19 protein-coding genes are annotated in these 23,127 nt (G+C 40.6%); 10 read left to right on the forward strand and 9 right to left on the reverse strand.

The window, feature by feature from the left end; all coding sequences use genetic code 11:
• Positions 1 to 2: 2 nt before the first annotated feature.
• On the forward strand, positions 3 to 683 hold the full coding sequence (locus G8D99_RS08610; RefSeq protein WP_166324533.1) for a response regulator transcription factor: 681 nt from the start codon (positions 3 to 5) through the stop codon (positions 681 to 683).
• 3 nt (positions 684 to 686) lie between these two features.
• Entirely contained in the window at positions 687 to 2,030 is a 1,344-nt protein-coding gene (locus tag G8D99_RS08615; protein WP_406741517.1) for a sensor histidine kinase, read from the forward strand.
• Positions 2,031 to 2,260: 230 nt separating this feature from the next.
• On the opposite strand, the gene G8D99_RS08620 is transcribed toward G8D99_RS08615, so the two are convergent.
• Positions 2,261 to 2,650: a phosphatase PAP2 family protein gene (locus tag G8D99_RS08620; RefSeq protein ID WP_166324539.1), complete on the reverse strand. Its 390-nt coding sequence runs from the start codon at positions 2,648 to 2,650 to the stop codon at positions 2,261 to 2,263.
• Between the two features lie 118 nt (positions 2,651 to 2,768).
• On the opposite strand from G8D99_RS08620, the gene G8D99_RS08625 reads away from it, so the two are divergent.
• The 3 genes from G8D99_RS08625 (at position 2,769) to G8D99_RS08635 (ending at position 5,029) form a co-directional block, all read left to right on the forward strand.
• Positions 2,769 to 3,050, forward strand: a complete 282-nt coding sequence (locus G8D99_RS08625; protein WP_166323682.1) for an IS1 family transposase — start codon at positions 2,769 to 2,771, stop codon at positions 3,048 to 3,050.
• Complete coding sequence (locus tag G8D99_RS08630) at positions 3,043 to 3,507, forward strand: IS1 family transposase (RefSeq protein WP_166327651.1); 465 nt, start codon at positions 3,043 to 3,045, stop codon at positions 3,505 to 3,507. Before G8D99_RS08625 ends, G8D99_RS08630 begins: the two co-directional genes overlap by 8 nt.
• A 652-nt stretch (positions 3,508 to 4,159) precedes the next feature.
• A complete protein-coding gene (locus tag G8D99_RS08635; protein ID WP_166324542.1) occupies positions 4,160 to 5,029 on the forward strand; it encodes an alpha/beta hydrolase in 870 nt (289 codons plus the stop codon).
• Between the two features lie 44 nt (positions 5,030 to 5,073).
• Here the strand turns inward: G8D99_RS08635 and G8D99_RS08640 are convergent, their stop codons facing one another.
• Entirely contained in the window at positions 5,074 to 5,685 is a 612-nt protein-coding gene (locus tag G8D99_RS08640; RefSeq protein WP_166324545.1) for a TetR/AcrR family transcriptional regulator, read from the reverse strand.
• 100 nt (positions 5,686 to 5,785) lie between these two features.
• On the opposite strand from G8D99_RS08640, the gene G8D99_RS08645 reads away from it, so the two are divergent.
• Together G8D99_RS08645 and G8D99_RS08650 are read left to right on the forward strand one after the other, a co-directional pair.
• On the forward strand, positions 5,786 to 7,141 hold the full coding sequence (locus G8D99_RS08645) for a flavin-containing monooxygenase (RefSeq protein ID WP_166324548.1): 1,356 nt from the start codon (positions 5,786 to 5,788) through the stop codon (positions 7,139 to 7,141).
• Positions 7,142 to 7,340: 199 nt separating this feature from the next.
• Positions 7,341 to 8,981: a long-chain-fatty-acid--CoA ligase gene (locus tag G8D99_RS08650; protein ID WP_166324551.1), complete on the forward strand. Its 1,641-nt coding sequence runs from the start codon at positions 7,341 to 7,343 to the stop codon at positions 8,979 to 8,981.
• Positions 8,982 to 9,115: 134 nt separating this feature from the next.
• Here G8D99_RS08650 and G8D99_RS08655 read toward each other — a convergent pair whose 3' ends face one another.
• The 3 genes from G8D99_RS08655 to G8D99_RS08665 all read right to left on the reverse strand — a co-directional run bounded on the left by G8D99_RS08655 (position 9,116) and on the right by G8D99_RS08665 (position 13,766).
• Positions 9,116 to 10,615, reverse strand: a complete 1,500-nt coding sequence (locus G8D99_RS08655) for a succinate CoA transferase (RefSeq protein ID WP_166324554.1) — start codon at positions 10,613 to 10,615, stop codon at positions 9,116 to 9,118.
• 108 nt (positions 10,616 to 10,723) lie between these two features.
• The gene (locus tag G8D99_RS08660) at positions 10,724 to 11,893 is read right to left on the reverse strand and encodes a thiolase family protein (protein WP_166324557.1); all 1,170 of its coding nucleotides are present in this window, start codon (positions 11,891 to 11,893) and stop codon (positions 10,724 to 10,726) included.
• A 91-nt stretch (positions 11,894 to 11,984) separates the two neighbouring features.
• Positions 11,985 to 13,766, reverse strand: coding sequence for an acyl-CoA dehydrogenase C-terminal domain-containing protein (locus G8D99_RS08665; RefSeq protein ID WP_166324560.1), 1,782 nt, complete (start codon positions 13,764 to 13,766; stop codon positions 11,985 to 11,987).
• Between the two features lie 373 nt (positions 13,767 to 14,139).
• On the opposite strand from G8D99_RS08665, the gene G8D99_RS08670 reads away from it, so the two are divergent.
• Complete coding sequence (locus G8D99_RS08670; RefSeq protein ID WP_166324563.1) at positions 14,140 to 14,745, forward strand: TetR/AcrR family transcriptional regulator; 606 nt, start codon at positions 14,140 to 14,142, stop codon at positions 14,743 to 14,745.
• Positions 14,746 to 15,006: 261 nt separating this feature from the next.
• On the opposite strand, the gene cysK is transcribed toward G8D99_RS08670, so the two are convergent.
• Positions 15,007 to 16,005: a cysteine synthase A gene (gene cysK, locus G8D99_RS08675; protein ID WP_166324566.1), complete on the reverse strand. Its 999-nt coding sequence runs from the start codon at positions 16,003 to 16,005 to the stop codon at positions 15,007 to 15,009.
• Between the two features lie 234 nt (positions 16,006 to 16,239).
• Between cysK and plsB the strand changes: the two genes are divergently transcribed.
• On the forward strand, positions 16,240 to 18,444 hold the full coding sequence (gene plsB / locus G8D99_RS08680) for a glycerol-3-phosphate 1-O-acyltransferase PlsB (RefSeq protein ID WP_166324569.1): 2,205 nt from the start codon (positions 16,240 to 16,242) through the stop codon (positions 18,442 to 18,444).
• Between the two features lie 43 nt (positions 18,445 to 18,487).
• Here plsB and G8D99_RS08685 read toward each other — a convergent pair whose 3' ends face one another.
• The 3 genes from G8D99_RS08685 to G8D99_RS08695 form a co-directional block, all read right to left on the reverse strand.
• The gene (locus tag G8D99_RS08685; protein ID WP_166324572.1) at positions 18,488 to 19,186 is read right to left on the reverse strand and encodes a class I SAM-dependent methyltransferase; all 699 of its coding nucleotides are present in this window, start codon (positions 19,184 to 19,186) and stop codon (positions 18,488 to 18,490) included.
• 88 nt (positions 19,187 to 19,274) lie between these two features.
• A complete protein-coding gene (locus G8D99_RS08690) occupies positions 19,275 to 20,984 on the reverse strand; it encodes an AMP-binding protein (protein WP_166324575.1) in 1,710 nt (569 codons plus the stop codon).
• 133 nt (positions 20,985 to 21,117) lie between these two features.
• Positions 21,118 to 21,750: a TetR/AcrR family transcriptional regulator gene (locus G8D99_RS08695; protein WP_166324578.1), complete on the reverse strand. Its 633-nt coding sequence runs from the start codon at positions 21,748 to 21,750 to the stop codon at positions 21,118 to 21,120.
• A 148-nt stretch (positions 21,751 to 21,898) separates the two neighbouring features.
• On the opposite strand from G8D99_RS08695, the gene G8D99_RS08700 reads away from it, so the two are divergent.
• Complete coding sequence (locus G8D99_RS08700) at positions 21,899 to 23,071, forward strand: isovaleryl-CoA dehydrogenase (protein WP_166324581.1); 1,173 nt, start codon at positions 21,899 to 21,901, stop codon at positions 23,069 to 23,071.
• The last annotated feature ends 56 nt before the right edge of the window (positions 23,072 to 23,127 follow it).

Here is a 23,127-nt window from a genome sequence, read left to right on the forward strand (position 1 = left end):
CCATGCCGAGACTATTGATCATTGAAGATGATTTTATGATTGCTGAATCGACTCGCACTTTGCTTGAGTTTCAGCAATTTGAAGTGGAATGGGTGAATAATGGTTTAGATGGGTTAAAAAAATTGCTTGAGTCTAGTTTTGATGCGGTATTACTTGATTTGGGATTACCGATGATGGATGGCATGCAGGTGCTAAAAAAGATCCGCACTCAATATCCCGAGTTACCGGTGCTGATTATTTCAGCACGCGATCAATTGCAAAACCGGGTCGATGGACTTAATCAAGGTGCAGATGATTATTTGGTTAAGCCTTATGAGTTTGAGGAACTGTTGGCGCGAATTCATGCTTTATTAAGACGCGCCAATAAAGATATGAAAACGACACAACATCAGATTTTAAAATATGGCGATTTAGAACTCGATCTTGAGCTGCATATTGCTCAGTTTAGAAATGAAGTGATTGAGCTTTCAAATCGTGAATGGGCGGTTCTGATTCCCCTTATGACGTTCCCCAATAAGATATTTTCCAAAGCCAATTTGGAAGAAAAATTATACGATATAGACCGTGACATTAGCAGCAATACCATTGAAGTGTATATACATCACATACGTGCCAAGCTCGGCAAAGATTTTGTGCATAATGTTCGGGGCTTGGGTTACCGTCTAGGTATAGTTGAAGCATAAATGATGATGCCGAAAAAAGCTTATTCACTGAAAAAGAAGCTGATTTTTTATACTTCATTGTTCAGTATTGTTATGGGTTGTCTGTTGGTGATTTCGGCCTACCGCATTGCTCTTGAAGAAACCAATGAAATTTTAGACGCGCAAATGAAAAATTTAGCCGAACGCGTGGCAAAGTTTCATCCTGAACCGACTCAAAGTGAGTTTAACCAAGATCAGCATTATCACGAAGAAGATCTATTTGTCGATGTGTGGTCTTATCAACATCAAGCAGATCTCTCGCATCAATTTAAACTGTTGGTCAGCCCGGTTAAATCAGCCGGTTTTTATGAACATGAAACGGCACAAGGTGCATGGCAAACCTATGTGCTTCCCCTAAAGGATTTACAAGTTCAAGTCAGTCAGCAAAAATCGGTTCGGCGTCATCTCGCACTTGAATTGGCTGCCAATATGTTTTGGCCGTATTTACTGATCATGCCCTTTGCGATTTGGGGTTTGAGCACCATTATTCGTAAAAACTTCGAGCCCTTTGAGCATTTTAAAACTGAGCTGATGCATCGTGACCCGAATGAACTAACAGCGATCTCTGCTAAAGACTATCCCACCGAAATCATTCCCAGTGTTGAAGAAATCAATCAATTGTTTGCACGTATTTCAGAGGCACAACAAGAGCAGCGCCAATTTATTGCAGATGCAGCCCATGAATTACGCACCCCGATTACCGCACTGAATCTGCAAACTCAAATTTTATTGCGTGAATGTCCAAATCAAGCCTCGCTCCTCAAATTGAATAAGGGTCTAGCCCGTATTCAACATCTGGTCACTCAACTGTTAAGTTTGGCAAAACAAGATGTCTCGGTACTCAGTCATGAGCAAAAATCAGACCTATTGGTCAGTGATGTTGCATTGAACTGTATCGAGCAATTGATTCATTTCGCGATGGAAAAACAGATTGATTTGGGCATGGAACGCGCTGAAGAAATCCGACTGTTCACCCAAGAATCTGCGGTTCATTCGATTATTTTCAATTTAATCGGCAATGCAGTCAAATATACCCCCGAACAAGGGATGATTAATGTGTCTATTTTTAAAAAGAATCACATTGAACATCATCAAAATAAACAGCTTGCAATCATCCAAATCGAGGACAGCGGTCCCGGCATTGCACCTGAACTGTATGATCAGATTTTAAAACGGTTCTATCGTATCCATCAGCACTTAGAAATGGGCAGTGGCTTAGGTCTTTCCATTGTCGATAAAGCGACTGAACGTTTGGGTGGAACGCTTCGTTTTTCGCAGAGTGAAAGTTTGGGTGGCTTAAAAGTCACAGTTGCTTTGCCTATTGAATAAATGATGGATGTAATTTGATTAAAACAATCATCTGCATCAGACCACAGGATCAACAGCCGACTTTGTATTGAATGACCATAAATATGGGGCTGTTCACATGGATCTGTGTTTATTTTAAAGGTGACAGACAAAGCTATCCATTTAATTTCGGGCAGAATTCAAATTCAAGTCAGTCAAAAAAGCTGTTCATAGCTTCATTTAAACATCATGTCCAACATTTGCGTTATTCTTTAAGCGCTTGTTTCTTTAAGTTTCAATTTGGATTGCAATATTCCATACACCATGACATTGATTGCCCACGTGATCCAGCCTGTCCAAAGATTATGGCTGAGAAAATGGGCACCGCGCATCATTTGCGCCCAGCCCATAGCAAACCCTAAAATCAGACCCGCCAGCAAATAAAAGTGTGCACGTTTTTGATCTTGATCTTTAAAGGCAAAATAGCCTGCCCATAATGCAAAGCCTGTAGAGGCATGCCCACCTGGGAAACAATGTCCATTTATTTTATGCATCACCCAGCTATAACTCTGCTGCTGTTGCAGGATCATATCCGAAGGACAAGCATGATCTGATTGTGATTTTAAAATGCCAATCGTGGAGGTTGTGATGATCACCAACATTAAAAAATAGCCATAACGGGAGCGATTTTTTTGCAATGTAGAATATTTGGTAGTGTACAAAAACAACGTGTTTTAATTTAGAATAGACGTGAAAATGTCTGAGCAATAAACCTTTAACATGATCATAGAAAAGACAACTTATGTCTGCACCCGTTGCCAATCACCCAATATCCATAAGAATGGTCACAACAAAAGTGGAAATGCACAGTTCAGATGTAAAGATTGTGGGCGCTCTAGTGTACTCAAACCCAAAATTAAATATACCGAAGAACAGAAAGAACTCATTATCAGTACCTATCTTGAACGAGGCAGTTTGAGAGGCATGCAGCGTCTATTCGGTGTTGCACCCGAAACACTGATGGGCTGGATAAAAAAAAGTAAACAGCAGGAAACTGAGTGACGAATTACTTGATGCTCATCCAACAGATGTCCTTGAGCTTGATGAGTTATGGAGTTTCGTAAAAGCCCGTCGCCATAAGGTTTGGACTTGGATTGCACTCTGCCATCGTACACGCCAAGTAGTGGCTTATGTGTGTGGTCAGCGTAATGATAAAACGTGTACAGATTTACGTTGCCGTATTCCCACAAGCTACTTTAATTTAGCAACCTGTAGTGATTATTGGTCAAGTTATGCTGAGGTATTTGATCCTGATACTCATCGCTCTGTAGGTAAACATACAGGTTTAACCAACCATGTTGAGCGTTTCAATGCCACATTAAGAAATCGCTTAGGGCGTTTTACACGGAAAACTTTAAGCTTTTCGAAGAAGAAAGAAAATCATGAAGCTGTCTTGCATCTATTTTTATTAAAATACAATCAAGACATGAAAGATAGGTGGTTAACACGTCACATTTAGACACTACCGAATATTTAAAAGATGCAATGATCAGCATGAGAAAACTCAAATACACAGCAATTAAAATAGTTTTGACATATTGGTGATTCAGCGCCTCTAAATAAAAATTATGCTTGAGATAAAACTCACCTGAAGCGGTGATCCAAGCTTGAATGAGATAAAAATTTAAGCTTCCATCAATTGGAAACCCTTGCCATAGCAAGAAAAAAGTGAAGACCAATAAAAGAATCTGTTGAGTGATGAAATCGGTTTGAATCATAGAATAATGGACAAAGCTAAATTTTTAAGCCATTAAAATTCAAGCAACTTAAAATAGGCTTAAATCCTGTTACTCTTCATTTAAGCATCTAAGCTTTAATTAACTTTATTTGCATTGCGACTTTTATGAGATCCCTTCTTATCTAAAGGCTTTTATTGATATATTCGAATGCAAACTAAAGCGTTAAAGCATAGCTTCGATTAAAGAGTGATCTCTTTCATCCTATCTAATAATGTAAAAAATATTTGCTTGAAACGATAAATACTTTAAACATAGAAAACAAAAAAAGCTTCAATTCTAATTTTTTTAGTGCTAAAGGTAATACTTATCAACTTTTATCATATAAAAATACCTAGCATTCATATGCCCCGATGAAAAAAAAGGAAGAACAAAATGGAACTTCAACAGATTTTTATCCCTCACGGTAAACATCAAATACAAGCCGATCTTTATGGGAATTTCAAACAGCAATCCTCTGCTGTCATCCTGATGGCACATGGTTTAGGCGGGGAAAAACAATGCGGATTACAATCATTTGCCGAATTTTATACAGATCTTGGTTTTAAGGTCTGTGTATTTGACCATCGTGGTTTTGGTCAAAGTACAGGTGCTATCAAAAACTTAGTTGATAAGAACAGTCAATTAGAAGACTGGAATTGTGTTATTCAATATATGCAGCAACATTTTCATATTCCTACAGAACATATGATTCTATGGGGTTATTCATTTAGCGGTGGACATGTACTGACACTGGCAAGTCAGCAAAATTTTAAAGGAGTCATTGCCAACTCCCCCCATGTCGATGGATTGGCAAGCCTGACCTTATATCCTAAAAAATTTTTAACGCCTGCCACGTTCGTCGCTCTTCAAGATTTAGCGCTCGCACCTTTTGGTAAAGTTAAAACCATGCCCGTAGTGGCTGAAGATCGTTTTGCCATATTGGCAGGTGAAGATTGTTATGCCGGCTATCATTCGCTTATTCCGCCAAATGTAAATTGGGATAATGCTGTACCGGCAAGAATTGTGGCAACCATTGGATTATATCGCCCAACAACAGTTGCTCATAAAATCCAATCGCCGACTTTAATACTCGGTGCTGAAAATGATTCCTTAATCCCAATTTCTGCTACACGTAAAACGGCGCAAAAAATAAAAAATGGGCAATATTATGAGTTAGCCTGTGGTCATTTTGATTTATTTCATGCGCCATTTCAATCGGAAGTAATGAATCAGCATCAATTATTTTTAGCAACACTTGAGTAAATCCAACTGGCTCATAAGATGATTCGATTTAGGGCTTTAAGCTTTTAGGGCTTTTTAGTATTGGCGTGGATATACAGGTCACTAAGCTGAAGACATTCTCTTAAAACCTCAGGGTTAATACTGCCAAATTTATAAAAACTATGTTTCATTAAGGCAAAAACAATTTCAATTAAATAACAGATTTGTTCATCCCGCTGAAAAATTAAAGGCGGTTGTTGCTGTGCAAATAAGGTTTTTAAATCTTCCGCGATTTTTTCAATCACCATTTCTTGAAGATTAAAACCATCGACATGCACAGGACCTCCTAAAATCAATACACTAGCTGCACGATTGGCATTATAAAACTGTGCCACTTTATTGATTAAATCATGGGTAACCGACAAAGTTTCCCATTGTCTGTAATGCTCACTTTTAAAAGAGACATACTGTTGAAGTTCATCCAAGTAGCGTTTTACCAGAATACTCAGTAAATGATTCACCGTGGGAAAATATTGATAAATATTAATTTTGGGCAGATTCGCCACTTTGGCAATTTCTGGAATGGTGCATTTTCCAAGTCCCTCTGCTTCCAAAATTTTGATGGTCGATTCAATCACCAATTCTAATCTTGCCTTACTTCTTTTTTGCACAGGCAATTTAATTTCTTCAAACAGCATGCAATTTCCTTTGGTCTTGCCGATCAAAAATAAATCAATTATAGTCTCTAAATCCAACTATAGTTGGTTATGAATAAAAATAACATTCAAGGATGAGAATATGAGCACAGTTTGTATCATTGGTGCAGGACCATCAGGCATTACAGCCGCGAAAAATTGCCAGCAAAATGGCATTGCCTACGATATTTTTGAAAAAAATGACAAAGTCGGTGGCAACTGGGTATTTAACTCCAAAACTGGACATTCATCTGTGTATGAAAATACCCACATTATCAGCTCACGCACCATGTCTGAATATGAAGACTATCCGATGCCGGAAGACTATCCTGATTATCCACGACATGATCATTTACAACGTTATTTTGAAAATTATTCCAAGCATTTTAACGTTTACGACCAAATTAAATTTCAGCATACCATCAACCATGTCCATAAAAATGGTGATGGAAAATGGTCAGTCGATTACACCGATGATCAAGATCAAAAACATACTAAAATTTACGATTATTTAATGGTCTGTAATGGACATCATTGGATGCCCAAGTATCCCGAATATGAAGGTAAATTTACCGGAAAATGGATGCATTCGCATGACTTTAAAGGTGTCACGGATGAGTGGCGGGATCAAAGAATATTGGTCATTGGCGCAGGAAATTCTGGCTGTGATGTCGCAGTTGAATCTGCGCGTGTATCTAAAGAGATCTATATTTCCATGCGTAGCCCGCAGTGGTTTGTACCTAAATTCATGCTCGGTTATCCAGCGGATATTTTGGTTAAATCGATTGAAAAACTTTCACCGAAAATGCGTCAAAAGCTCCTCACCAAAATGGTAAAAACCTTTACTGGTAACTATGCTGACTTTGGATTACCGGTCAATACCAAACCGATGCTGACTCAACATCCGACCGCAAACTCAGATTTTATTGATTATATTCGTCATGGCAAAATTCATCCCAAACCTGCAATAAAACGCTTAGATGGCAGCTTTGTCGAATTTATCGATGGAACCCGACACGAATTCGATATTATCTGTTGTTGTACTGGCTTTTGGACGGTGTTTCCCTTCTTCGATAAAGATTTCATCGATTTCCAACATGCCGAAAAATTACCGCTTTATCGCAAAATGATGCATGCCGAACATGACAATCTGTATTTTATTGGGCTTTTCCAACCTTTAGGCTGTATTTGGCCTGCCTCCGATCATCAAGCCAATTTGGCTTGCCAAGAAATTCTAGGCAAATATAAACGCCCTCAAGACATGAATAAAGCCATCCAACAAGAACTTGATCATCCGCATCATCAGTTTGAAGGTGGTCAACGGCATGCGGCGGAAGTGGATTACAATGACTTCAGAGCTGAATTGGTGGCTGATTTAAAAACCGCAGGGATTCACATTCCTGAACGTAAGCCGAAAGTGTCTTTACGCCAATTATTGGGTTCGCTCCTTACAGCCTAAAAGACTTTGACTTGTAACTTTACTCGATGGACTTTTTAGTGTATTGATTTAAAGACCAAATCATGAGAACGATTTGGTCTTTTTAATCCTGTATTTTTAAATTTTAAAAATGATTTTCTAAGCAAAAATAAGCACATTCAACTGAATATTAAAAACAAGCATTCAAGGCTTGAACCACAATGAAAATAAGGAGCTTTCCATGCATGGACGTATGATGTTTCAACCTTTACTGATCAGTGATTTACTTGAGCATGCCGCTCAGTATCATGCAGATACACCGATCTATTCAAAAAACACCAATGGTCAAATGTATGAAACCCATTGGAAAAATATTGCAGACAATGCCAAACGAGGCGCCAAGGCCTTTGAGGCTCTCAAACTTGGACACGGTGATTGTGTCGCAACCTTGGCTTGGAATAATCATCGGCACTTGGAAGCGTGGTACGCCATTTCAGGCAGTGGACTGATTTGCCATACCATTAATCCTCGTTTATTCCCTGAGCAATTGATCTTTATTATTAATGATGCCAAAGACAAAGCGATTTTATTTGATAAAACCTTCTTGCCTTTAATCAATGCCATTAAGGCGCATATTCCGTTGGTTAAATCCTTTATTTGTTTGGATGCGCCTGATGCCGAAATCGTGAAAGCGCTGCCTGAAGTGCTGTTTTATGATGATTTAATTGCGGCACAAAGTGCTGAATATACATGGCCTGAATTTGATGAAAATACCGCAAGTTCATTGTGCTATACCTCAGGAACCACAGGCAATCCGAAAGGTGCATTGTATTCACACCGCTCTACCGTATTGCACTCATTGGTGGCAAGTTTACCGGATTCCATGAATTTGTCTGCCAAAGATATTATTTTACCTGTGGTGCCGATGTTCCATGTGCATGCATGGGGAACACCTTACTCAGCTGCTTTGGTAGGTTGTACTGTTGTCCTGCCAGGGCCAGGCTTAGATGGGGACAGCTTAGTGAAATTGATTGACGATTATAAAGTCACGATTGCACTTGGCGTCCCGACCATTTGGCAGAGTCTATTGGTTGCAGCCAAACAAAGCGGAACAAAATTAGAGTCACTCACCCGCAATGTGATTGGCGGTTCTGCATGCCCACCGTCGATGCTGGCAACCTTCCGAGATGTCTACCAATGTGAAACCATCCATGCATGGGGTATGACTGAAGCCAGTCCTTTAGGTACGGTCAATCAACCCAAAGCTAAACATTTATTATTGCCGATTGAGCAACAACATAAATTGCGTCTGTCGCAAGGTCGTCCACCTTTTGGGGTGAAACTCCGCTTGGTCGATGAAGAAAATGGCACAAATGAAGTCGCTTATGACGGCGAAACCCATGGTAATGTTCAACTCAAAGGTCATTGGATTATTGAACGTTATTTTGGTAAAGATCAGAGCAGTTTAACTTCAGACGGTTGGTTCGACACCGGCGATATCGCCAGTCTGGATCAAGATGGCTACCTGCATATTTCCGATCGTGCCAAGGATTTGATTAAGTCTGGTGGTGAATGGATTTCTTCGGTAGAGCTGGAAAATATAGCCATGGGTCACCCTGAAGTTGCGATGGCAGCGGCGATTGCTGCAACCCATCCAAAATGGGATGAACGCCCTGTCCTGATTGCGGTGAAAACCCCTGAAAGCACTTTAACTGAAGAGGCTCTCATTCAATATTACAATGACAAGATTGCCAAATGGCAGATTCCTGACCGTGTAATTTTTGTCGATGCCATTCCACTGAGCGGTACAGGAAAAATGCTCAAGCGTAAATTGCGTGAAGACTTTGGCGATGTGTTACTGAACAGCGCTGAAGCGATTTAGACAGGATGAGATTTGAATCTTAGAAACAAACGTTCATCCAGAAATCAACGCACTGAAAGTTTTAAATTCTGATAAAAAAGTCCCCAAAACAGCAGACCGTTTTGGGGATTTTAAATGACACTAAAATCTATAATTTATGATGCTTTCATCTGTCCTGTTTCTTCAAACTGTGCATGCCACGATAAAGCTTCTTCTAATATATGCGGGGTTTGACCACCACGAACACAGGCACGCTCAAAATAATCATTTAAAGCCTCTTTATAACTTGGGTGTGCACAATGATCGATGATTTTACGTGCACGCTCACGTGGCGCTAAGCCCCGCAAATCCGCTAAGCCCTGCTCAGTTACCAAAATATCAATATCATGTTCATTGTGATCGACATGACTCACCATCGGCACCACAGAGGAAATTGCCCCATTTTTCGCAATCGATTTTGACACAAAAATCGCCAAATGTGCATGACGGGTAAAATCACCTGAGCCACCAATGCCATTCATCATACGGGTTCCCATGACATGGGTTGAATTGACATTGCTATAAATATCGAACTCGAGTGCCGTGTTGATTGAGATTGTACCGAGACGGCGAATCAATTCAGGATTATTGGACACATCCTGCGGACGTAAAATAATCTTGTCTTTGTAACGATCAAAATTTTTCATCACATGCGCATTGCCCTGTTCAGACAAGGTCATGGAACAGCCTGATGCAAATTTCATTTTGCCTGCATCAATCAGCTTAAAGGTACAGTCTTGTAGCACTTCAGAGTACATTTCCAAATCTTTAAAATTGGAATGCTCAAAGCCTGCAAATACGGCATTGGCGATCGAACCCACACCCGACTGTAAAGGGCCTAAATTGTCCGGTAAACGACCTAAAGCCACTTCCTGTTCAAAAAAGCCAATCAAATGTTGTGCAATGGCCAACGTTTCTTCATCGGCTTCGTCCATTTTAAACGATGAATCTGGAATATCATTCATCACAATCGCGGCAATTTTTTCCGGATTGATATGAATGCCGATTGTACCAATACGATCATGGGACTGAGTCAATGGAATTGGACCACGATGTGGGCGTGACGGTGCCACATAAATATCATGCGCCCCCTCTAAAACTGGATTGATGGTGCAGTCTATCTCCACAATCACTTGATCGGCAAATTCAGCAAAATTGGCGGAATTGCCTACCGATGCTGTTGGAATAATTTGACCATCTTCGGTAATGGCAATCGCGGCAATAATCGCAATATTCGGGCGCGGTAAATTATGATGGCGCATATCATCTGCGGTGGAGGATAAATGCTGATCGACATACATCACTTCGCCATTGTTAATCATTTTACGTAACACAGGATCTGCTTGGTAAGGATAACGACGAGATAGGGCTTGCGCTTCACCCAATTTTTGATCAATTTTATTGCCTAAACTTGCGCCCGTTGCCAAAGTGATTTTCAATGGATGTGTTTGTGCATAATCAGCCAAAGCCAAAGGCACTGTTTTGGCTTCTCCTGCCCCGCCAAAACCACTCATACCAACCACCATGCCATCTTGAATCAACTGAACTGCCTGTTCAGCCGACATCACTTTTGCATGGAGTGATGTTAATCGGATGCGTTCTAAACCGTTATTCATATAAAAAATCTCAAATCAAGCACACGATCAAATCCCTTTATCTCGATCCAATGAGATAAAGGCTTTGATCTATTTTTAGGGTTTATAAATAGGGTTTTTAAATCTTGATTAAACCAATTCAACCGCAATGGCTGTGGCTTCTCCGCCACCAATACATAAGGCTGCAATGCCTTTTTTCGCACCAGTGCGTTTTAAGGCATGAATTAAAGTGACAATAATGCGTGAACCTGAAGAACCGAGTGGATGACCGAGCGCACATGCTCCCCCATTCACATTGACCTTTTGTTCATCGAGCTGAAATGCATCCATCGCCAACATGGTCACCATAGCAAAGGCTTCATTAATCTCCCAAAGATCCACTTCAGCCGCAGTCCAACCCGTTTGCTTCAATACTTTTTCAATCGCACCGACCGGCGCAATGGTAAATTCAGACGGATGCTGTGAATGTGTCGCATAAGCCACAACTTTGGCCAGCGGGGTTAAACCACGTGCAGTCGCAACGTCTTCAGAAGTGATCAATAGCGCTGATGCACCATCGGAAATCGAGCTGGCATTGGCTGCGGTAATGGTGCCGTCTTTCTTAAACGCTGGACGTAAGCTTGGAATTTTGTCGGCTTTGGCATTTAAAGGCTGTTCATCTTGCGCAACAGTCACATCACCTTTACGGGTTGAAACTGTAACTGGTGTGATTTCAGCGCTGAAATAACCATTGTTGATTGCGGTAACGGCTTTGTTGAGTGAACTGATTGCAAAAGCATCTTGCTGTTCACGGCTATAGCCTTTTTTATCGGCCATATCTTGCGCCAATACGCCCATAGAAAGACCCGTTTCAGCATCTTCCAAACCTTCTTGGAACATATGATCGGTGGTTTTACCATGTCCCATACGGTAACCCGCACGTGCTTTTTCTAAAAGATACGGCGCATTACTCATCGACTCCATACCTCCCGCCACAACCATGTTCGCTGAACCGGCTTTAATGGCATCGGCCGCTTGCATCACTGCTTTCATGCCCGAACCACAAATTTTATTAATTGTGGTCGCCCCCGTTGAATCAGGCAAACCGGCTTGACGCATCGCTTGGCGTGCAGGCCCTTGCTTTAAACCGGCAGGCAGTACACAGCCAAAAATCACTTCATCCACCTCAGATGGCGCTACACCTGCACGTTGAATCACCTCTTTAATCACCACCGCACCTAAGTCAGGTGCTGTGCATGCTGAAAGTGAGCCTTGAAACCCACCCATTGCGGTACGGACTGCATCTACAATAACGATCATTATTTTGTCTTCCTATTTTGTGTTGTTGAGCACAGGTCATTCAATTGACCTATGTTTTTCCATGTGTCTTAAGCACATGCTTGCTTAATTTTTAAGCCTGAGCGGTGAAATAATCATGCTGAAATTGCATCATCACTGACGCGCCGGATTGAATGCGTGCCGCACGTGCCGCCAAATCAGGTAAGACTTTGGCAACATAGTATTCACCTAGCATGATTTTATTTTGGTAAAAAGCTTCAGATTTGCTTTGCGCCGCTTGACTGATCCGCGCAAACATATACACAAAACTCAATAAGCCTACGGCATGTAAATAATCCACAGCGACTGCACTTGGGAAATCAGCTTGTGTTTTGGCTTGTTCAACAATGAACTGGGTCAGGTCTTCAACCTGCTGACAAATCGCTAAGGTTTTGGCTTTAATGGTTAATGCATCGTCCAAACTTGCAACCGATTCACGAATTTCAGCTAAATATTCGCCCATATAACCTGCATTACATTTGATGGTTTTACGACCAATCAAATCAAGAGCTTGAATGCCATTGGTGCCTTCATAAATCTGCGCAATACGTAAGTCACGGATACACTGCTCCATACCCCATTCACGAATATAACCATGACCGCCAAACACCATTTGCGCATCTAAAGTGGCTTGCAGCGCAGTATCGGTTAAATAGGCTTTAGCAATCGGGGTTAACAGTGCGACACGATGATTGGCTTTTTCGACCGCCTCTGCATCTGTTGAAAATTTGGTGATATCCAGTTGTTGTCCCACATACACTGCAAAGGCACGAGAAGCTTCATTGTTGGCACGCACATTTAACAACATACGGCGCACATCGGCATGTACCAAAATTGAATCGGCTGGCTTTTCAGGTGAATGTGCGCCAGTACTGGCACGACCTTGTAAACGATCGGTTGCATATTGTGCGGCGTTTTGATAGGCATATTCAGATGCCCCAATGCCTTGAATGCCCATCGATAGACGCTCATAGTTCATCATCACGAACATTGCCGCTAAGCCTTCGTTTTCATTACCAACCATATAGCCTGTTGCAGCATCGAAGTTCATCACACACGTAGCTGAGCCTTTAATGCCCATTTTATGTTCGATAGAACCTGCAGCCACCGCATTGCGCTCACCCAATGAACCATCGTCATTGACCAAATATTTAGGCACAATAAACAAAGAAATCCCGCGTGAACCTGCCGGTGCATTTGGAGTCTTCGCCAACACCAAGTGAATAATATTTTCACATAGGTCATGCTCACCGCTGGTGATGAAAATTTTGGTGCCACTAATTTGATAGGAACCGTCTGCATTGGGTTCAGCTTTGGTCTTAATGATGCCTAGATCTGTACCTGAATGCGGTTCAGTCAAACACATCGTGCCTGACCACTCGCCGCTATACATTTTGGGTAAATAGGTTTGTTTTTGTTGTTGAGAGGCACGATCATTTAACGCCATGCCTGCACCGACCGTTAAAAGTGGATAGAGCATAAACGATGGGTTGGTGCTCCAAATCATCTCGTCCGCCAGAACAGTCAGCATTTTCGGCATATTTTGCCCGCCCCATTCTTCACTCGCGCCTAAGCCTACCCAACCACCATCTGCAAATTGCTTAAATGCTTCTTTAAATCCCGCCGGTGTGGTGACTGACCCATTGTTAAACTGTGCACCGCCAGATTCATCAGCTGGACGGTTTAAATCTAAAATCACATGTTTGGCAAATTTCGCCATTTCTTCTAAAATCGCGCTCGCGGTTGCCCTATCTATATGTGCAAGATTTTGGTTATTTTTCCAAAATTCATCCGCCTTAAATACGTCATTGAGTATAAATTCCATATCTTTCAGAGGTGCATTATAAATTGGCATAGGATTTCCTTGTAGTGAACGTGCGCTTAGCTTGCGTGAGTCGTTCAATTTTTTAAAATAACCATCTCAAAACATCATCGCTTGGCATTATTCAGTCGATTCTAAACAAACCCTCGATATCATTTGTCTTAAGCTAAAACCCAAAAACAATATGCTAATTTTTTTTAAATAGGAAACAGATTCTGTAAAACTGACCTCAAGGGGTCAGAAATATTGACTAGTATTATATATTGTGTTTATGTGATTTTTCATTTATTTGAATTTGATTGGTTACTTTGTAAGTTATTAACAAGACCAAGGTTGAATTTTATTAAAACTCAATTGGGTTAAGCTGAGCGAGCTACGGATAGATATCAGCGCAAAGGCGAAAATAATGAATTCAGTTCGCAAAGAAAATTTCCTGTTACGTAAGGAAAAAATTTTAGCGATGGCAGAAAGCCTGCTGTTGGATAATCATCAAGATATTACCCTTGCAGAATTGGCTGCCGAATTGGATATTGCCAAAGGGACGATCTACAAACATTTTAAAAGTAAAAATCAGCTGTATTTAGAATTGATCATTCTCAATGAAACACGATTACTTGAGATTTCTAAACGTTATAAGCACGATATGAAAACCTATACAACCCAATATATGTTGTATAACTTGCTCAATTCAAATCGCACGATTTTGTTGTATATGATTGAAGAACGCCTCACCAATAATGAAAAAAATTTGAAAACATTATTTGAAGCGCTGTACTTGATCCGTGAAGAACGGATTATTGAAATTAAAGAGATCACCGATCAGTATTTAAAATCGTTTGAAAGTGACATGTCGATCCGAGATTATTTATCTTATATTTGGACAGTGACCTACGGGGCATGTTTACTGCTGAATTCAAGCCATTACCAAAAATCAATTGGCTCAAGGGAGCGTTTGATCAGCTTATATATCAATCAAGCTCTAATGACACCGAATTCTAATGCTGTTGTTTAGGGTGTCTTTTAGTATTTTTTTACGACATATTCAGATTTAACGTAAAGACTTAAGTTTAAAAGCTCGATATTAAAATCTTTGCTCAATTTTCAAAATGTAAATGTTGATTCAGCCACTAAAATTATCAACAAAGCATCATAGTTTGTGTAAAAGAGGTATAAAAAACACCCTAAATTCAATTGAATTTAGGGTGTTTTTAAAAGCTGAAATCATGCAGTCAATGGATTAAGTATCTCTTCATCCATTCTGATCTAACAAGCATCAATCCGCAGAGATATCTTCAAACAACACAGAAGATAAGTAGCGCTCACCTGCATCCGGTAAAATCACCACAATATTTTTCCCCGCATGTTCAGGACGTGCTGCCAATTTCGCCGCTGCAGCCAATGCCGCACCACTTGAAATCCCCACAAAAATCCCTTCTTGGGTTGCAGACTTTCTTGCGTAATCAATCGCCTCTTGATTAGAAATCCCAATCACTTCATCGACTAAATCTAAATCCAAATTACCCGGAATAAAGTTCGCGCCAATCCCCTGAATTTTATGGGGTCCCGGAGTCAAGCTTTCACCGCTTTTCGCTTGAGCAATGATCGGAGAATCCGCTGGTTCAACTGCTACAGAATACAATGCTTGACCTTTCACTTGTTCAAAGTAACGTGAAATACCGGTGATGGTACCGCCAGTACCGACACCCGCCACCAAAATGTCCACTTTACCGCCTGTTGCTGCAAAGATCTCAGGACCCGTGGTTTCCTCATGAATTTGTGGATTGGCGGGATTTTCAAATTGTTGTGGTAAGTAATACTGATCAGGATGTTCTGTGGCTAAGCGTACAGCTTCTTCAACTGCCCCTTTCATGCCTTTAGCAGGATCTGTGAGTACTAGTTTTGCACCCAAAGCTTTCAACACTTTACGGCGTTCGATACTCATGCTCGCAGGCATGGTTAAGGTAATCTCATAGCCTTTCGCTGCCGCCACATACGCCAAAGCAATCCCGGTATTCCCACTGGTCGGTTCAACAATATGCATGCCTTTTTTCAACTTTCCAGTTTTTTCAGCATCAGCAATCAGTGCAGCACCCACACGGTCTTTTACCGAAAATGCAGGATTACGGCTTTCAATTTTAGCTAAAACAGTGGCAGCACCGGTGATCAAACGATTAATGCGTACCAAAGGTGTATTACCAATCGCTTCAGCATTATTACTATAAACGGCTATACCTAAATTTTCATTTTGTGGAAATTGTGGATCTGTAGACATGACCTTTCCTATTTCAATTATTTCAAACTGTTGAATTGATCATAATCCTTTTTAAATCAAGTTGGATAACCATTTGTAAGCAATTGATATAAATTTATTCGAAATATTTATGGGAAATTTTGCACTAGAACAGTGCTGTTCGTAGATTCCATCATCTATAAAGCTGAAATGCATCCTCCATTTCACTATAAATTCAAGCATAATAGTGCGGTATCAAAAGGTCTTGAGATTTAAATGGCAACAAACGCGTTTCAAAAGATGTATCGTCAATTGAGTAAAAAGATGATGGGCACTGTGGTACGTCCGCAGATTTTAGGCGACCGTGAGCTTGTCACATCCGCGTTAAGTGATGAAGATCAACGCAATACGCCGATCTGTTATGTCATTCAAGACAATGCCATGTCGAACAAGGTGTTAATTGATAATGAAACTGAGAGCAATCAACTCCCAAGCGCCTTTACACCATTGGTTTTACAAGATCATTATCAAGAAGATGATTGCTTTTTGGTGTTAGAGCCTAGCAAAAATAACAGCTCCGATTATTATCCTGACAAGATTATTCGCATGGTCGAATATTTACTGAAACATCCTGAAGAAGATGTTTTGCTGATTCCAACCACCATCCTTTGGGGTCGTGCACCTGAGCATGAAGATCGTTGGTATAAAGCCTTACTTGCTGATGCATGGACCAAGCCCACCGGTTTAAAGCAAGCACTCAATATCAGTTTATATAACCGAGAAAACTATATTGAGTTCCATCGACCCGTGTCCTTACAAAGTCTGGTGCAAACCGCAGTTGTAGTAGCGCCCCATCATGCTGCTGCGCATTATGTGGTAAAAGAATTTGAGCAGCTTTTCAAAGACTATAAAGAAGCGATTTTAGGGCCTGATCTCTCGGACCGACGTAATGTCATCCATCAATTGATGGTTTCCGAAAATGTCAAAGCGGCCGTATTGCAAGAAAGTATTGGCAATCAAATTAAAGTCAGCGAAGCAGAAAATCGTGCACGAAGTTACCTTGAAGAGATCGTGTCAGACTTTTCTTATTCAACCTTACGTTTTGCACAGTTGGCCTTATCTAAACTTTGGACACAATTATATGATGGCATTGAAGTTCATCATTTTGAAACTGTTCGTGAACTCGCCAAAGATTACCAGATTGTATATACACCCTGCCACCGTAGTCATATTGATTACTTACTCATGTCTTATCTGATCTATGATCGTGGTTTGATGGTCCCTCATATCGCTGCAGGGATTAATCTGAATATGCCTGTCGTAGGTCAGATTTTGCGTGGGGGCGGTGCGTACTTTATTCGCAGAAGCTTTAAAGGCAATGCCTTATACACCGCCGTATTTAAAGAATATATGCATAGTTTGCTCAGTCGTAACACGCCACTTGAATACTTTATTGAAGGCGGACGCTCTCGAACAGGTCTATTACTGCAACCGAAAAAAGGCATGTTAGCGATGACGATTCAAAGTCATTTACGTGGCAATAGTAAACCCATTGCTTTTATCCCAACGTATTTTGGCTATGAAAAACTGCTTGAAGGTTCAAGTTATATTAAAGAATTAGGGGGTGAGAAAAAACAAGCAGAGTCTTTGTTTGGTTTACTTAAATCCATACAGAAAATTGAAAAAGTATTTGGTACTGTGCATGTCAGCCTAGGAGAACCTGTTTTCTTGGAACACATTCTTAAGCGTAACCAAGCACCTGAAAAACTGAGTATTCAAGAAGAAGTCCCTGAATCTGTCAAACAAACCGTCGATGATGTGGCGCAAAACATTCTTGAGAATATTAATAAAGCAGTCGTGATCAATCCCGTCAGCTTAATTTCGTTAGTACTGCTCAATGCCCCTACATATGCCCTGTCAGAACGTGAGGTCTTACTTCGATTACAGCAACTGCGTAATTTATTGCAGTTTCATCGTTATGATGCACGTATGAGTATTACAGCGTTATCCAACAGTCAGATTATCCAATATGTCATGGACCTCAAACAAATCGAATGGATGGAGCATGACCACGAACGTTGGGTTAAAGTCAGTGATACGCAAATTGGCTTACTCAAGTACTTCAGCAATAATATTTTACATACCTTCATTTTACCGGCTTTAGTTGCGCATATATTGAAAGTGCGATTCGAAAAACATGATGGGTGTATCACACGTGCTCAAATCAATACTGAAGTCAAATTGGTCTATCCAGATTTACAACGCCACTATTTCCTAAAATGGAATGATCAAGACCTTCTTAATGAGATTAATGAAATTTTAAATTTCTTGGTTTCAGAGAAAGTCATTCAGATTAAAGAGGCAGAATTCCATGTTTCAAGTGAGGATCAGAAAATTAGATTCTTAGCGTCGTTAGCACATTTGTACGATGTGAATGTGTTGGAGAAGGATACTCTTTCATCATCCACGATGATCAATTGATATTTTGATGAAAGGCATCGATCTGCTGAAGATTGGTGCCTTTTTATTTATAGCCTAGACTTCCATAATACTGAAGCACTTGAGCAAAACGATGCACAGATTGAAAACCCACGTCTTGGTACAACGCCTTCAACTGATCAATACTGATCAAACTAAAGTCATCCTCCAAGCGATTTAACATTGCATCTGCTTGTGCTTCTGCCAAGCCCGTATGTAGAGCCATTTGTCGAAGCACCTGTTGATCCATATCCTGCTCCAATTGTGCCAATTCAACACTGATACACAGACCACCTGACTTTAGACTGTCATATAGATCCTGAAAAAAATACTGCTTTGCAGGCATCGGAATAAAGTGGGAAACCAAAATACTGAGCACAACATCAAATTTCTCGTGAGGTGCTGCATCTCCCCCTTTGAGTACCTGCGTATCACCCATACACCATTCCAGATTTGCTTGAAATCCATTTTCACTCATCCGCTGCTGCGCATATTCGATCATTTGAGCTGAAGGGTCTAAAGCAACAATGGTTGCATGAGGAAATAATCGGGTTAAATAGGTTAATTCATACCCTGTTCCACAGCCTGCAACCAAAATTCGAGGACTTGCGATCTGTTGAGATTGTATATAGATCTCCAAAATCGATTGAATCTGCATATGAAACAAGTCATAGCCCGGAATCAACTTTCGGATATGCGTATCGTAACTTTCGACCACTTTAGGGTGATTAAAATCTTTTGCCATAGGAGTATTGATTTGTATGTAAAGATCAAAGAAATAAAAAATGCCATATCTACACCAGGTAAAAATGGCATTTAAAATTGAAAGTTAATTATGCTGTTGCATCCAGCAGATTCAGTTCTTTACACATCAATTCTTGTAGCTTGAACTTTTGTGCTTTACCTGAAGCGGTCAATGGGAATTCATTGACAAAACGAATATAACGAGGAACTTTATTGTGCGAGATGTGCTCTTTGCAATATGCACGAATACTTTGTTCAATCGCATCATAATCATGCGTTGTGCCTTCATGGTCATGTAAAATAATGCAGGCACATAACTCTTCACCATAACGCGGATCAGGCACCCCAATCACTTGAACGTCAGACACGGCTTCATGTTTATACAAGAAATCTTCGATTTCTTTCGGGAATAGATTTTCACCGCCACGAATCACCACATCTTTAATCCGACCTTTAATTTTAATAAAGCCATAGTCATCCATTTCGGCAATATCCCCGGTATGCATCCATTTCGCCACATCGACCACTTCACGGGTTTTCTCTTCTTCCTCCCAATAACCGAGCATTACTGAATAACCACGCACGCACAGTTCACCCAATTTACCCCGTGGTACGACTTTCCCCTGTTCATCCACAATTTTAATTTCAATATGCGGATGCACACGACCGACCGTACTGACACGTTGCTCTAAAGAATCAGAAGTTGAGCTTTGTGCACTGACAGGTGCGGTTTCTGTCATACCATAACAAATCGTAATATCACGCATATGCATACGGTCAATCACGCGTTGCATAATCTCACGCGGACATGGACTTCCCGCCATAATACCGGTACGTAAACTACTTAGATCAAAATCATCAAATTGCTCTAGCTCTAGCATGGCAATAAACATGGTCGGTACGCCGTAAGCGGCTGTACATTTTTCTTTTTCAATGGCTTTTAAACTTTCAAGCGGATTAAAAACTGCTGCCGGATAAACCATGGTTGAACCATGAGTAATACATGCCAGATTACCCATCACCATACCGAAGCAATGGAACAGTGGCACAGAGATACACACCCGATCTTGTGGGGTTAAATGGATGGCTTCCCCAACAAAATATCCATTATTTAAAATATTGTTGTGAGTTAGCATGGTGCCTTTCGGATTACCCGTGGTACCTGAGGTGAACTGAATATTGATGGTTTCATCAAACTGTAGTTCACTGGCAATCTCTTGTAATTGCTGTAATTGTTCTGCTGTCGGTTTAGGCATCAAATCACAAAAACGATGAAAGCCGACATGCTCCACATCATCAATTTTAATCACCGCTTTTAAATGCGGTAACTTTTCAGCGTTGAGGACTTTATCGGTCGCTTGCGTAATTTCAGGGGCAATTTTAGTCAAAATTTCCTGATAATCCGTGGTCTTAAAGCTTGATGCAATAATTAAAGCCTTACAAGACACTTTATTCAATACAAACTCAAGCTCGCTACTTTTATAAGCGGGATTCAAATTCACCAAGATAATGCCTGCTTTAAACGCAGCAAATTGTGCGATCGTCCACTCGACGCAATTTGGCGACCAAATACCCAAGCGATCGCCTTTGACCAAGCCAAGTTTAAGTAAACTGCAGGCAAATGCATTCACTTTTTGTTGTAACTCAGCATAGCTGAGGCGAACATTTTGATGAACACTCACCACTGCATCTTGATCTGCATATTGTTGACATGCTTGATCAAATTTATCGCCAATGGTCATACCCAGTAAGGGTTGCTGACTGGTGCCATAGGCATAACTGAGTTTTAATGCTGTCATTGAATCTTACTCCTTGATTCTTTTCTACTTTTTATTTCTTGATTTTAAAATTATAGGTTTTTAAATTAGATCATTAAACATGCTTAAACAAACACATTCCGCTGTGTTTGCTGCTTCATTTGCGTCAGTTTATTTAAATTGTATTTCCCCCCTTTGGCTGCACCGCATTGACACAAAAATCAGCGATTTGTTTAACAAAATAACCCTTATAACCTTCATCAAACATCACATTGCGAGAAGGATTGAGCGGCTCAATCACCACAAAAGTCATGGCACCGACCACACACAATGCAGCGGTATTGAGATCTTCAAAATCAAACTCGCCATTAATTTTCCCTTCCGCCAGAATCTCTTTAATCGATTGTTTGATCAATTGCTTACTTCGAAAACGTTCATGTTCCAAGGTCGGATCAATCGGTTCAAACATCAATGAATAAGACAATTGCGGGCTATTCAGCGCACGTTTCACAAAGGTCGTCACCGCTTTGTGCAATTTTTCTGTACTGCTCAGTTCACTTTTAGAAATGTGATTTAAGATTCCCACTTCATGTTGAATGGCATTGGACAGTACCTCAATCAAAATCTGATTTTTATTTTCAAAATAGCGATACACCAAACCACTTGAAACACCAGATTTCTCAGCAATAGCCTGCACTTGCGCATCTTTAAAGCCACCTTCCGCAATCAATTCACGGGCAGATTGCAATATCGATTGTCTATTTTGTGCCATGCGCTCTTGCATCAAAGATGATCTTTTATAGCTCATAATTGTGTACCAAATCAACTTAAATGAATTATAAATCATTTTGTGAATTTAGGTTCACTTTTTCAAAAAATAAATGTATTGTATTTTCTAAGCACAACAAAAAATGCTTTTTACGGAATAAAAAATAGAACGTTAAGGAAGAAACACTATGAACTTACAAAGCATCGACTTTGGCCTAGATGAAACTTTAATCGCACTACGTGATTCAGTTGCTGCGTTTTGTGCAAAGGAAATTGCGCCCATTGCGGCCCAAGTGGATCGTGACAACCTATTCCCTGCACATCTATGGAAAAAGTTTGGTGATATGGGACTACTGGGTCTGACTGTGAGTGAAGAATATGGTGGCGTAAATCTAGGTTACTTGGCTCACATTATTGTGATGCAAGAAATCTCTCGTGCCTCAGCATCGATTGGTCTGTCTTATGGTGCACATTCAAATCTGTGTGTGAATCAAATTAACCGGAATGGTTCTGAAGAACAAAAACAGAAATATTTACCAAAACTGATTTCAGGTGAATACGTCGGTGCCCTTGCAATGTCTGAACCCAATGCTGGTTCTGATGTCGTGAGCATGAAACTTCGTGCAGAAGATCATGGTGACCATTTCGTTTTAAATGGTTCAAAAATGTGGATCACCAACGGTGGTGATGCCGATGTGTTGGTGGTGTATGCCAAAACAGATATCAATGCGGGTGCCAAAGGCATGACCGCTTTCCTGATCGAAAAAGGCTTTGAAGGCTTTAGTCACGGCAGTCATTTAGACAAACTCGGTATGCGTGGATCTAATACTTACCCACTGTTTTTTGACAATGTCAAAGTACCGAAAGAAAACGTCATGGGCGGTGTAGGTAATGGGACTAAAGTCCTGATGAGTGGTTTGGACTATGAACGTGCTGTGCTCAGCGGTGGTCCACTCGGCATTATGGATGCCTGCTTAGACGCTGTCATTCCATACATTCATGAACGTAAACAATTTGGACAAGCCCTCGGTGAATTCCAATTGATGCAAGGCAAAATCGCGGATATGTACTCAACTTGGCTGGCAAGTAAAGCACTGGTGTATGCAGTCGGTGCTGCATGTGATAAAGCCGATCATGACCGTGGTCTACGTAAAGATGCAGCCAGTGCAATCCTCTACTCTGCTGAAAAAGCAACCTGGATGGCAGGCGAAGCGATTCAAACCTTAGGCGGTAATGGTTATATCAATGACTATGACACAGGTCGTTTATGGCGTGATGCGAAGCTTTATGAAATTGGCGCAGGCACATCAGAAATTCGCCGTATGTTAATTGGTCGTGAACTGTTTAACGAGACCAAATAAGTTTCATTTTCCTAACCCTCTCTTCAAGGAGAGGGTTAGATCAAAATTTAAAAATA

The organism is Acinetobacter lanii (assembly GCF_011578285.1).
GTDB classification, from domain to species: Bacteria; Pseudomonadota; Gammaproteobacteria; order Pseudomonadales; family Moraxellaceae; genus Acinetobacter; species Acinetobacter lanii.

What these genes read in the sequence shown, in the direction of transcription:
- G8D99_RS08610 (WP_166324533.1), top strand. Translation starts at nt 3, where the DNA reads ATGCCGAGACTATTGATCATTGAAGATGATTTTATGATTGCTGAATCG.
- G8D99_RS08615 (WP_406741517.1), top strand. Translation starts at nt 687, where the DNA reads ATGATGCCGAAAAAAGCTTATTCACTGAAAAAGAAGCTGATTTTTTAT.
- G8D99_RS08620 (WP_166324539.1), bottom strand. Translation starts at nt 2,650, where the DNA reads ATGTTGGTGATCATCACAACCTCCACGATTGGCATTTTAAAATCACAA.
- G8D99_RS08625 (WP_166323682.1), top strand. Translation starts at nt 2,769, where the DNA reads ATGATCATAGAAAAGACAACTTATGTCTGCACCCGTTGCCAATCACCC.
- G8D99_RS08635 (WP_166324542.1), top strand. Translation starts at nt 4,160, where the DNA reads ATGGAACTTCAACAGATTTTTATCCCTCACGGTAAACATCAAATACAA.
- G8D99_RS08640 (WP_166324545.1), bottom strand. Translation starts at nt 5,685, where the DNA reads ATGCTGTTTGAAGAAATTAAATTGCCTGTGCAAAAAAGAAGTAAGGCA.
- G8D99_RS08645 (WP_166324548.1), top strand. Translation starts at nt 5,786, where the DNA reads ATGAGCACAGTTTGTATCATTGGTGCAGGACCATCAGGCATTACAGCC.
- G8D99_RS08650 (WP_166324551.1), top strand. Translation starts at nt 7,341, where the DNA reads ATGCATGGACGTATGATGTTTCAACCTTTACTGATCAGTGATTTACTT.
- G8D99_RS08655 (WP_166324554.1), bottom strand. Translation starts at nt 10,615, where the DNA reads ATGAATAACGGTTTAGAACGCATCCGATTAACATCACTCCATGCAAAA.
- G8D99_RS08660 (WP_166324557.1), bottom strand. Translation starts at nt 11,893, where the DNA reads ATGATCGTTATTGTAGATGCAGTCCGTACCGCAATGGGTGGGTTTCAA.
- G8D99_RS08665 (WP_166324560.1), bottom strand. Translation starts at nt 13,766, where the DNA reads ATGCCAATTTATAATGCACCTCTGAAAGATATGGAATTTATACTCAAT.
- G8D99_RS08670 (WP_166324563.1), top strand. Translation starts at nt 14,140, where the DNA reads ATGAATTCAGTTCGCAAAGAAAATTTCCTGTTACGTAAGGAAAAAATT.
- cysK (WP_166324566.1), bottom strand. Translation starts at nt 16,005, where the DNA reads ATGTCTACAGATCCACAATTTCCACAAAATGAAAATTTAGGTATAGCC.
- plsB (WP_166324569.1), top strand. Translation starts at nt 16,240, where the DNA reads ATGGCAACAAACGCGTTTCAAAAGATGTATCGTCAATTGAGTAAAAAG.
- G8D99_RS08685 (WP_166324572.1), bottom strand. Translation starts at nt 19,186, where the DNA reads ATGGCAAAAGATTTTAATCACCCTAAAGTGGTCGAAAGTTACGATACG.
- G8D99_RS08690 (WP_166324575.1), bottom strand. Translation starts at nt 20,984, where the DNA reads ATGACAGCATTAAAACTCAGTTATGCCTATGGCACCAGTCAGCAACCC.
- G8D99_RS08695 (WP_166324578.1), bottom strand. Translation starts at nt 21,750, where the DNA reads ATGAGCTATAAAAGATCATCTTTGATGCAAGAGCGCATGGCACAAAAT.
- G8D99_RS08700 (WP_166324581.1), top strand. Translation starts at nt 21,899, where the DNA reads ATGAACTTACAAAGCATCGACTTTGGCCTAGATGAAACTTTAATCGCA.